Origin of the sequence: Moorena sp. SIO3E8, assembly GCF_010692445.1 — a bacterium.
GTDB classification, from domain to species: Bacteria; Cyanobacteriota; Cyanobacteriia; order Cyanobacteriales; family Coleofasciculaceae; genus Moorena; species Moorena bouillonii.
Genome location: NZ_JAAHHM010000176.1, coordinates 1 through 11,291, shown reverse-complemented (window position 1 = coordinate 11,291; position 11,291 = coordinate 1). Strand labels below are relative to the sequence as shown.

8 protein-coding genes and 1 pseudogene are annotated in these 11,291 nt (G+C 42.8%); 3 read left to right on the top strand and 6 right to left on the bottom strand.

Translation table 11 applies throughout. The annotated features are described in order from the left end of the window. Positions 1–127 precede the first annotated feature (127 nt). Positions 128–1,006: pseudogene (locus tag F6K46_RS34935) on the bottom strand (IS701 family transposase); the annotation flags it as partial. A 109-nt stretch (positions 1,007–1,115) separates the two neighbouring features. Next, the gene (patD, locus tag F6K46_RS34930) at positions 1,116–1,490 is read right to left on the bottom strand and encodes a heterocyst frequency control protein PatD (RefSeq protein WP_075905275.1); all 375 of its coding nucleotides are present in this window, start codon (positions 1,488–1,490) and stop codon (positions 1,116–1,118) included. 318 nt (positions 1,491–1,808) lie between these two features. Here patD and F6K46_RS34925 point away from each other — a divergent pair, with 318 nt between their 5' ends. After that, positions 1,809–4,073, top strand: a complete 2,265-nt coding sequence (locus F6K46_RS34925; protein ID WP_293066880.1) for a bifunctional (p)ppGpp synthetase/guanosine-3',5'-bis(diphosphate) 3'-pyrophosphohydrolase — start codon at positions 1,809–1,811, stop codon at positions 4,071–4,073. A gap of 196 nt (positions 4,074–4,269) precedes the next feature. Here F6K46_RS34925 and F6K46_RS34920 read toward each other — a convergent pair whose 3' ends face one another. From F6K46_RS34920 to F6K46_RS34910, 3 genes are all read right to left on the bottom strand, one after another. Next, the gene (locus F6K46_RS34920; protein WP_293066879.1) at positions 4,270–5,226 is read right to left on the bottom strand and encodes a ribonuclease Z; all 957 of its coding nucleotides are present in this window, start codon (positions 5,224–5,226) and stop codon (positions 4,270–4,272) included. 23 nt (positions 5,227–5,249) lie between these two features. Further along, entirely contained in the window at positions 5,250–5,414 is a 165-nt protein-coding gene (locus F6K46_RS34915) for a hypothetical protein (RefSeq protein ID WP_293066877.1), read from the bottom strand. A 94-nt stretch (positions 5,415–5,508) separates the two neighbouring features. Further along, positions 5,509–7,293: an iron uptake porin gene (locus tag F6K46_RS34910; RefSeq protein WP_293066874.1), complete on the bottom strand. Its 1,785-nt coding sequence runs from the start codon at positions 7,291–7,293 to the stop codon at positions 5,509–5,511. Between the two features lie 171 nt (positions 7,294–7,464). Between F6K46_RS34910 and F6K46_RS34905 the strand changes: the two genes are divergently transcribed. Then, complete coding sequence (locus F6K46_RS34905; RefSeq protein WP_293066872.1) at positions 7,465–7,635, top strand: hypothetical protein; 171 nt, start codon at positions 7,465–7,467, stop codon at positions 7,633–7,635. 238 nt (positions 7,636–7,873) lie between these two features. Next, entirely contained in the window at positions 7,874–8,059 is a 186-nt protein-coding gene (locus F6K46_RS40430) for a hypothetical protein (RefSeq protein ID WP_366510852.1), read from the top strand. Between the two features lie 475 nt (positions 8,060–8,534). Here F6K46_RS40430 and F6K46_RS34895 read toward each other — a convergent pair whose 3' ends face one another. Next, positions 8,535–11,192 (bottom strand): hypothetical protein, encoded by a 2,658-nt coding sequence (locus tag F6K46_RS34895; protein ID WP_293066866.1) that lies wholly within the window; start codon positions 11,190–11,192, stop codon positions 8,535–8,537. Positions 11,193–11,291: the final 99 nt, after the last annotated feature.

Genomic DNA, 11,291 nt, shown 5'->3' with positions numbered 1-11,291 from the left:
TAATACCATAAAGTTCCTGAGTCAGGCTGTGTCCTTAGCAGTCAGGCAGCGTTCTCACGAATTGTCTCTGATTCCGCTTTTGAAGTGAGTGGGGTGACTTTGTCAATCTCTACACCTGAATGCTTACCAAATTAGTCATCACAAAAGATGTTCCATTCTCTGGCATAGTTTTTGGGTCTGTGGTTATTTCCCAGTAAGTTATGGCTCTCTTTTTTCCATATACTATTTCTCTAATGTATCTAGTTTCTGATTTTTGATTACTAAATGTTATGGTAAATTTACACCACTTATTCGCTCTAACCCTCTGTGAACTTGGCATCCAGACTCCATGATTACTCCTAATTGCTACTACATAAGACAATTTATTTTTCTCTAATGTTCTAATAAACTGGCTACTTTCACCATAGAGACTATCCGCTAATACTCGTTCTATATTTAATCCTTCTTCTACTAATTCTTCTAGGATTTATGAGGCTAACTCTATTTTAGTTTTGTACTTATCTTCCCATTTTAATGTTCCTCTTGGTTTGAAGATTTTGCCTACCAATGGAAATGTTAGATTTTGATACACGACCTGAGCATTAACTGACACTATCCCATTATCTACTTTTCCGATACTTCCTAGATATTGCCGTGCTACATAGTCCGTTTTTTTTCCTTTCTTTCTATCCCCGGTTTCATCAATTATTACCGTGATTTTTTCGGAGTTTAATGCTTTGAGCATCCGACTTAATCTTCGGGATTTTAATTCAGTCGCTGACCAAGGATAATTGGCTAGAAAATGATGGAGTGACTGAGCCGATTTTATACCTACTACCTTAGCTATTTCTGGTAGCGACTTTCTCTTTATCGGTGAGATTATTCCTAAATGTAAATATTTTAAACATTCATAACTTCTTACTTCTGAAAACAGGTCTTTATAAGCCTCACAATATTGATCAATAACCGAAACTGTTGGTTGTGCATCTCTGGCACTATGTTTGAGAATCTGTAACTCTACATCCATTGCCCTATCTACTTTTGAGCTACCCAATCTGTTTATTCTCTTATTTTACTTCTCGGAGAGTGACAGAAGAGGGATAGTTATAGATTTACAAATATCAGATGCACCCGTATTATGGTTGTTCCTGAGATTGTTGCAGCCACCCTTGGCAGTACTGAATCAGGGTCCCAATGCGATCGCATACTCCCTTCTGCCTTAATTTGGCTTTCTCAGGAGTTCGGGATGCCTGCAGAAGCATCAGGTCATTTTCCAATAATCGGATCTGTTTGTGAATTTCGGTTTTTAGGGACTGCCATCGAGAGACATAATCCAGAGGTATGTCTTCGACACTAATACTAGCGATCTGACTGGTGAACAGCTGCTTTAGTGCTTGAAACTGCTCCTGAATTGCTGATCGGGCCACATCATCAGGGTCAACCTGGTAGTACATTTGTTCTAGGGCTTGTTGGAATTCCCGTAATGCTTGATTATGTGATTGAAATAACATTGTGAGCCCAGTTAGCGTAAAATTATAAATGTAAAGAATTTTTTCTTTTTAAAGACAGGGTAGTTACCAAACCAACAATTTGGCTCTGCCTCTTAAATATTGAAGCAAGCTTCCATCTCTTTAAACTTGAGGATCCGGACAGCATTCTGGCTTGACGAAAAAGGAGGGTGAGAGGAAGCTTTACTTACAGTGATTGCTTACTCAGAAGGGTTTGGCTGCATGGATAGGCTTGCCACTCTTCTGAGTCAGCACTCATTTTGCTAGACTTCGGTTTTGCTAGACTCCGGTATCTATTTTTTCTCTGAGGGGCAAATAATTATGGACGCGATCGCCACCTACTCTATTCTGAATTTTAACGTTGAGATTCCTGACTGGCTGCAATATTGCTTAAAAGCCGCTTCATCAGCGGCAGAGGAACCAGTCGGTGATCATACTTTGTTAATCGCTGAGGCATTTAAATTTGCTTACCAACTCCATGAAGGTCAGTACCGCAAATCTGGAGAGCCTTACATTGCCCATCCGATTGCAGTGGCTGATCTATTAAGGGATTTGGGCGGCAACTCTACTATGATAGCGGCTGGATTCCTGCATGATGTAGTTGAAGATACGGAAATTACTCCAGAAGAAATAGAATCCCGGTTCGGAGTGGAGGTACGAAATTTAGTAGAAGGGGTAACCAAACTATCTAAATTCAACTTCTCCAGTAAAACTGAGCGTCAAGCGGAGAACTTCCGCCGGATGTTCCTCGCCATGGCAGCAGATATCAGGGTAATCGTTGTCAAACTGGCAGATCGATTACATAATATGCGGACCTTGGAATACTTGAAGCCAGAAAAACAGGTTCAGATTGCCCAAGAAACCCGAGATATCTTTGCCCCCCTAGCCAATCGGTTAGGAATTGGTCGCTTTAAGTGGGAACTAGAAGATTTAGCCTTTAAGTATCTCGAAACAAATGCTTATCGGGAAATTCAGTCATTGGTATCAGAAAGACGCTCAGACCGGGAACAGCGCCTGAAGGAAGTCTCAGAACTTTTGCGAGAGCGGATTCATAAAACCGGTGTTCATTGCGTTGATATTAGTAGTCGCCCCAAGCACCTTTATGGAATATATCAGAAAATGCAGCGCCAGAACAAGGGGTTTCATGAAATCTATGATATTGCTGCCATGCGGGTGATTGTGGAAAGCAAAGAGGAATGCTACCGAGCCTTAGCCGTTGTTCATGATCTGTTCAGACCAATTCCAGGTCGGTTTAAAGATTATATTGGTTTACCCAAACCCAATCGCTATCAATCCCTCCATACCGGAGTGATTGGGTTTAATGGTCGCCCGATCGAAGTCCAAATTCGCACCCTGGAAATGCACCATGTGGCGGAATGGGGTATTGCTGCTCACTGGAAGTATAAGGAAACCGGTGGCTCTAATACTACCAAATTCACGGCTGATGATGAAAAGCTGACTTGGCTGCGGCAGTTATTGGAATGGCAGAAAGACCTGAAAGATGCTCAGGAATACATGGAAAACATCAAAGATAACTTATTTGATGAAGATGTCTATGTATTTACACCAGATGGTGACGTAGTCGCTTTGAGTCGGGGAGCAACCGCCGTAGACTTCGCCTATCGGATTCATACCGAGGTGGGAAACCATTGTGCTGGTGTACGAGTTAATGGTGAGTGGCGGGTACTCGATTGTCCTCTAAAGAATGGGGATATTGTAGAAATTATCACCACCAAAAACGCTCACCCTAGTCTAGATTGGCTCAACTTTGTGGTAACAGCCAGTGCCAGAAATCGTATTCGGCAATGGTTTAAGCGATCGCATCGGGAAGAAAATGTGGCTCGGGGTCGGGAACTCTTAGAGAAGGAACTTGGGAAAAAAGGATTTGAAGCCTTGCTCAAATCAGCACCAATGCAAATTGTGGCGGAGCGCTGTAACTACCACAAAGTAGAGGATTTACTGGCTGGTTTGGGTCACGGTGCAGTGACGCTCAACTTTGTAGTGAAACGACTACGGGAAGAACTACACGCTGGTTTAGACAATGAGCCAGGAGAAAGTGAAGTTATCCAAGAGTATTCTAGCTCTACCCCTATTCATCCCCAATCCCAACTTCCTAGTAAGAAACATCCTATTGCTGGTGTAGAAGGATTACTGTATCGCCTTGCTGCATGTTGTAACCCCTTACCAGGAGAATCTATCATTGGGGTGGTCACTCGCACTAAGGGTATTTCCATTCATCGCCAAGGATGTGTGAATGTGGAAAATGTTTTAGGAGAAAGACTAGTACCGGTCAGCTGGAATCCCACTGATATCGATGATGGGCGTCCCCAAACCTACCCGGTGAATGTGCAAATTGAAGTCATTGACCGGGTTGGTGTCTTCAAAGACATTCTGTCTCGCTTAAGTGACCAAAACATTAATGTCCGTAAAGCTCAAGTCAAAACTCAGTATGGCAAACCAGCTCTAATTGACCTGTGCATTGATATTCTCGATCACCAACAACTCAACCGCAGCTTTGCCAAAATCCAACACATGAGCGATGTGTTAAATATCCGACGTGTTTCTCAGGTGGAGGAATGTAATTGAAGGTATGAAGGTTAGGAGGTTAGGAGGTTGAAAGTTAGGAGGTTGTTCGCGTAGCGTGGCCAAAGGCCAAGGTTGTTCGCGTAGCGTGGCCGAAAGGCCAAGGTTGAAAGTTAGAAGGTTAACAATCAACACTCAAGATTCAACTCAACACTCAAGATTCAACTCAACACTCAAGATTCAACTCAACACTCAAGATTCAACAAACCACTTGTTTTTCTTCTGAACGTCGTCTAGGCACCTCATAGGTGAAGAAATCATAGGCTAAGATGGTATTTGGGAAAATTGCCCGTGCTTCTTGAAGCAAATCATCTAACCTCAGGGGGTTTCCTGGAGCATAACGAGGACTGAAATGGGTCATAATTAGCTGTTTGACCCCTGCACCAAGGGCAACTTGAGCTGCCATGGTAGACGTAGAATGTAAGCGCTCAATAGCCATCTGAGCGTCTTGATGGGCAAAAGTGGCTTCGTGAATCAAAACATCCCCATCCTTTGCCAGTTCCATAGCCTGCTCACAGAAGATAGTATCGGTGCAATAAACTACTTTACGACCAGTTTCGGGTGCTCCACACAATTCAATGCCCTTAATCTCACGCCCATTAGGTAGGGTAATCGTTTCTCCCCGTTTGAGTTTACCGTAAAGGGGACCAGAGGGAATTCCTAATGCGATCGCTTTTTCCACATTAAACCTGCCCGGTCGGTCTTTTTCACACACTCGGTAGCCAAAGGCTGGCACACGATGCTCCAGGGGTAGACAGCTAACGGTAAATTCCTGGTCTTCGTAGAGTAAACCAGGTTTGATCGTGTGAACCTTAAAGGGGAATGCCAAATGGGTGCGAGAGTATTTTAGGCAAGCTTGGAGATAACTATCTAAACCCGGTGGTCCATAAATATCAACCCTGTCGATGTTTCCCGCTAAGCCACAGCTTGCCAACAGACCTGGGATACCAAAAATATGGTCGCCATGGAGGTGGGTAATGAACATTCGTCTGATCTGGCTGGTTTTCAGGTCACTCCGCAAAAGTTGATGCTGAGTACCTTCGCCACAGTCAAACAGCCAGACTTCTGCACGCTGAGGTAAACGCAGCGCTACACTGGACACATTGCGCGATCGCGTTGGGACTCCGGAGCTAGTTCCTAAAAATGTAATTTCCACGCAGCCTGTTTTTGAATCTTCCTCTATATATAGTACACAGCCTGAGTCTGATCATGCTTAATGTGCTTTGCCGTGAACGTATTTAGGGAGTAGGGAGTAGGGAGTAGGGAGTAGGGAGTAGGGAGTAGGGAATCGGGAATCGGGAATCGGCAACAGGGAATCGGGAATCGGCAACAGGGAATCGGCAACAGGGAATCGGGAATCGGGAAAAAATCCTGTGTACCTTATAGTTATTAAAAACGCTGTATTTATGATTGCTATATTAGCAAATCAACCAACAAATCAAAAAATAAATTTAGTTTTAACCATTGGCACTACGATACTATTATTTTTACTGTTGTGTTCTGGAGATATAATTACAAATAGACCGGGAGTGATGGAGATATTGTCATTAATTTGGTAGCGATAAAAGGTTTCTAAGTGGTAAGATACATCCAAATCTTGACGACTGTTAATATCATTTTCAGCTAGTCTAGGGGGCATTCCAAACACGAAACCTAATTCATTGCCTTCTTTGCCTAAATCGGGAAATGCCATGGTTATCGCCCAAGTCCAGATATCAGCTTTAGCCCCCTTTGAGCCATCCAAACCACTTTGGCGAGGAGAGGATTCAGCGTTGGCATTGATATAACTGAGCCAACCCCCAAGGGCAAAACCAGGACTAAGTCGATATCTCCCTTGTAAGCCAAACCCATTAGCAGAGGTAGCGGTTTGATCACCAAAGGGTGCTTGGGAAAATTGACTGCCAGTACTGCCAGTGACATCAATCCCTGAGTTGGGTTCAGGAGAATAGTAATGGACATAATTCAATCCAATCCCTAAACGCTGATTTGGTGTTAAGGTTAGCTGAGTGAAAGCACCAAATTGACCATTAAATAACCCATTACCTTCGGTGGGATTAGAGATACTAGCGGCACTACCTAAATAAGCTACACTGATTCTAATTGAGTCATTAAATTGATAACGAATAGCAGCGCCACCACCTTCAGCTAGGCGATAAAGGGGGTTATGTACTCCAAAACGGGAGAGGGCTGAGACGGGATTGAGGGGGTCTGTAATCTCATCGGCTGACAGACCGGCTGCTGCAATATGAGCTTGAATGCGATCGCTAATCGGGAATCGGTAATATAGTTCGGTTATGACAAACTCCTGGTCAGTATCTGTCTCAAAGTCATAGAGGGTCATGTCTGTGCCATCAAGGGGGTTATTAAATTCAGGCACATCGGAGGTATCGATTCTAGTGCGTAACAGGTCTTTACCGGTGAAACTGGTATCAAAGGATAATAAGGCAAGACCTGTGAATGTAGTGGTGAGACTATCGTCTTGAGTTGGGTCACTGCAACAAGGGGCAGCTTTGTTATCACTGAAGTAGTCAATTAGGATAAAGTCTACTTCGCCATTGAGCTTAGTCGTGGTGGAAAACTCAGTAATTTCTACTTCAGCAGTACGAGCGGTGACAGCATCGAGGTTACCACGGAGTCGAGCTAGTTCGAGGGTAAACTCTCCTTGCAAACCCTTGATTGCTTCTAGATCCTCTTTAAAGTAGGACGATGCCAAATCGGGAGCAGCAATCACCTTACTGAGCTGATCGAAACAGGTATTGAGAGCAGCAGCAAATTCATAACGGTTGAGGGGACGATTGCCACGATAGCTACTGTCAGGATATCCTGCCATGCAACCATACCGCTCTACGATAGATTGTAAGGCTTGGAATGCCCAATCTGTGGGCTGCACATCCGATAACTGGGATACTGATGTCACCTGAGCCATCGGGTCATTTGTCTGTTCGATATTGGGTTCGATATGGGGAGTTAGTTCATTCTCAAACTCTTGTGTAGTTGTTGGTAATTCCGTTATTGGTGATCCTGGGAACAACTGCTCAACAGGTGTCACCTGCTCCATCACTCCCACAGAGATGGGGGGAAGTAACTCTACTGCTACGGATAATTCCTGGGCTGTTGTAGACTTTGGTTGAGATTCATTGGCTAGACCATTGGGAGTTAGTAGAAAGGCTGCAGCGATCGCAGCTGGAGTTACATGGGGCAAGCTCCAAGTCAGTTTGGGCATTGGTTAGATAGTTAACTACTCACACCGAAAACACTGATATGATCGCGCAAATCTTAGCAATTTGCCCAGTAGGATGATGGTAACAGGGGGATGATCGCGCATTCATTCCTTAATTCAACAACGCCTATGATGAAAAAACTAAATTGCTCTGCATAAAAATGTATCTAAGCGATGCAGCGCGGTCTTGAGGGTTTCCCCCATAAGCGACTGCATCAAGACAATGGCATGGGTTTTAGAGGAATAGAAAGAGTGACTGGTGTTACCCATACCACCATAATAGGTTGGGTAAAAAAAATTAGTTCACGCTTAGAAGATGTATGTTTCACGCTCAGAAATTCCTGAAATAACTCAAATAGATGAGCTACAAACCTTTAGGTGCGACCCGTGGCGAATCTAATTCGCCTACGGAAAACGCACCTTTGTAAAAAAAAACAAAATTTGGGTGTGGACGGCAGCTGACAAGAAGTATCCCGGGATTTTAAACTTTATAATTGGTGACCGTAGTGCTGAAACTTTTAGGTGCGACCCGTGGCGAATCTAATTCGCCTACGGAAAGCGCACCTTTAAAAAGCTTTGGAAAATCGTAAAAGGCTGGCATAGCTTTTGGTATGTCACTGATAAATATGTTGTTTATCAAATATTTATTGATGACATTGACCATTTCACAAAAAAAAATTATATGACCGCGCTGCATCAAGACATAGAGAGTGAAAATACGAAATTGAGACACTATTTGGCTAGGCTACATCGACGAACTCTGTGTTAGTCTAAATCTGAAGAGATGTTGAAGTTATCAATCAGGCTTATTATTTATTATTTAAACTTTAATAAAATTTCAATTTTTGCTTAACCATTCTATTATTCAGCAACGCCTTTTGCTTAACCATTCTATTATTCAGCAACGCCTCTTTTTTAGCGTACGCATTTCTGGTAAGGTGCTCGCGTTGGCCACGATTAGCGATCAGCGGAAGCTGGTGCGGTAGGCAATCGCAGTCAAGGGAAACCTCAGTTACTCTGAACTTATGACTAAACTCTCAGCCCAAAAAGAAGACTGGGCTATTTTGTCATAGTCTAAACTCCAGATAGAACGGGAGCATGTCAAATTCGCCGAACAAATGTACTAAAATGACTGATAACTGCTACTGACGCCCAGATAACATTATAGTTCAAGGGTTTGTAGTTCAAGTGTTCTTACAAAATTGACCTGCTCCCGACCTGCTCCCTATTGACAGTACCTAGAACTAGGACTCCTCTATTAGAAAATTACCCAGGATGAGTAGATCACCTGGCACATAGACTTTTTCTAAATTAATGTAGTTTTCAGAAGGGAACAAAAGATTCTTCAACGCAAAAACAGATACACTATTAAACTTCATACCACTTAAGTTAGATGTAATCTGTCGAGGCAGTTCATCTTTTAATCGTCGATTCACTTCCGCATCCAAATCATCACAGCCACAAGGACCACCACCTTCTGTACGTGCAGAAACAGTAACGATCTCGTCAGTCATCTCAATCTTAATTTCTTGTTCCCTATCCGAACCAACAATTTCAACTGGTATATCAGATTGAATATCCAACTCAATATTTGTACTCAATTCACTATCAAATTTATCAGTATGACAACTAAACAGACAAGTTGTAATCTCCGTATGTTCTGTATACAAAAAGCTTTGAGTATCATCGTAAACCAATTTAATTTGGCCATTTGCTTGGGGATTAATTGCCATTCCCTCTAAACTCCATTTGACTGGATTACCATCAGTAGGATAGTACCTTACATATATTGTTTGGTCAGGATTTGCACTTGGAGCTGAATGATTTAGATCGCTCAAATCAACATTTCCCTCTACACTAACCTGGGTAAATGTTGCAGACCACGCAGAGTCAATATCTTGAGGATCGTCCCCTTTAAGTTTCCATCCGCTGCTCGTCACCAGACTTTGTGGCAGTACGCTGCCAAAGAAAATGCGACTGTTAATCATGAGACTGCATTCTGAGCCTTCTGGTATCGGATGCTCACTAAGAAGAAGGGATGTCTCTAATTCATTGACCTTTCTGTCATTTGTTTGTATATACAATTGCAATATTTCCTTTTCTTTTACGGCTTTGAATTTAAACTCGTTGGGTTTTAGATCCTTCAAGGTCGCAATGTCGGTTAGGTCAAGGGAATTGATAGTGAACTTAACTGGATTATTCACGAAATAAGCTTGCACAGCATTACTAAAGCTTACCTGGTCCTCGTCATCCCAATCTATACCATCTAGCTCCATATCCTTAGCCTCGAAGATTCCCTTAGCCATATCCAGAACCACGCTGAGGATATCACCGTCACCTTCTACTAGCCCTTGAACCTGACTAATCTCAATCAAAGCTGTCAGAGTAGCTTGATCTCCTATATCAACTGGGTCTAAAGAACGCTCAAAATACCAGATATGTTGACCATCATCGTTAGTACCTTCCTTAAGTTCTACATGATAGTAGTCAGCTTCCTCTTGTAGTCTGGACTGATCATCTGGGTTAGAACTTTCCTTGCGCTGTATCTGGTGTAGAGTACCACTCATTAACATTTCCAGCTTGGTTTTATCTTCTGAACCTGCCAAGAAAGCCAATTTGGGGTAACCATATTCAACATCAAAATATTTTTTAATAGACACCCAAATCTCAATAAAGTCTGGTTCAGTAGCCGTCGGTATAAATTCCGCTTCATCATCAGTGTTAATTTTTACACCATAGTCTGTATTTTCCTTCAATTCCTCGTACTGCAATTCCAATACCCGATTAATCTGGTCTACACTCATATTAAATACAACATCCCACCCCTTGAGAATCGACTTGCCGGACATTTTGCTAACAAGCTGATCAGCAGATGGTCTCGATTCCATTGCCAAAGCACGGAAAACCGGCGAAAACTCACTAGCCAAGCTATCGTTAATACGCACATCAACAACAAAAGTCAGGGTAACTTTTGCGATTAGTCCTGTAAATTTTAACCCAGCGTTAGTTGGTTTCTTAGGAAGAGAGATTTCCCAGGTGGAAAATGGCGTAATTGGATTCACATTGTTAGACCAACTGTCACCTTCATCTGTAAATTGAGGCTCATTGCCTTCTACTTTGTATTCATAGGTGCGTTCCCGGTGCAGCGTGTTGAAGGTCAGGGATTCGTACTCTAGCCCTCTGTCATAGAAAGGCCTCCCTTGATAAGCCAATTTTAGTAGATATTCACCGCTATCCGTCGATTTTACACCCTCTATCTTGGCAACTACTGAGTAAATCCTCAAATTTACATACTGGGAAAATTCACCGCGGTCTGATGACAATTGAAACTGACAAACCCCACCATTAACCAAATCACTAGTTGGAATTTCAACCGGAATTTCGATCGGTATAGTACGCGAAGGTTGGGTTTGACGCAAAGCTTCTTCTGCACTAATACTTTTTCCTTCTTGCTTCATCAACGCATTTGTAATTCCCAACGTGTCGAAAGAAGAGATAGGTGTCGGAGACTGTAGATAGGTATATCGCAAAACCTGGTCTTTCTCAGTGAAAGCTTTAGAAAAGAGAGCCAAGGTCTGAGAACGTACCAAGCTCAGGCTACCCGTCAATCCGATCAGGTCAATTTTTGATTTTTCCAAATCTTCAATGTCTTCTGGGTGCAGGTCAGTATTAAGACTTTCCAGACGCTCGATTTGATCGTTGATCAGATTTTGTTGACGTTGCTGATTGTAAATTTCTCGGCCAATCTGCTGCCGTTTAGATTGGGCTTGTGTAAAGGCTTTGCCTATTAAAACTAATATTTCAAAGGCAGCCAACAGCTCCGATTTAGCCTTGTTAACCTGAGCATCGCTAGGAGCAAGTGCAAGAACAGAAGGTAAGCATTCAGGTGTAGAGATTGACAAAGTCACCCCACTCACTTCAAAAGCGGAATCAGAGACAATTCGTGAGAACGCTGCCTGACTGCTAAGGACACAGCCTGACTCAGGAACTTTATGGTATTA

What these genes read in the sequence shown, in the direction of transcription:
- patD (WP_075905275.1), bottom strand. Translation starts at nt 1,490, where the DNA reads ATGTTATTTCAATCACATAATCAAGCATTACGGGAATTCCAACAAGCC.
- F6K46_RS34925 (WP_293066880.1), top strand. Translation starts at nt 1,809, where the DNA reads ATGGACGCGATCGCCACCTACTCTATTCTGAATTTTAACGTTGAGATT.
- F6K46_RS34910 (WP_293066874.1), bottom strand. Translation starts at nt 7,293, where the DNA reads ATGCCCAAACTGACTTGGAGCTTGCCCCATGTAACTCCAGCTGCGATC.
- F6K46_RS34905 (WP_293066872.1), top strand. Translation starts at nt 7,465, where the DNA reads ATGCAGCGCGGTCTTGAGGGTTTCCCCCATAAGCGACTGCATCAAGAC.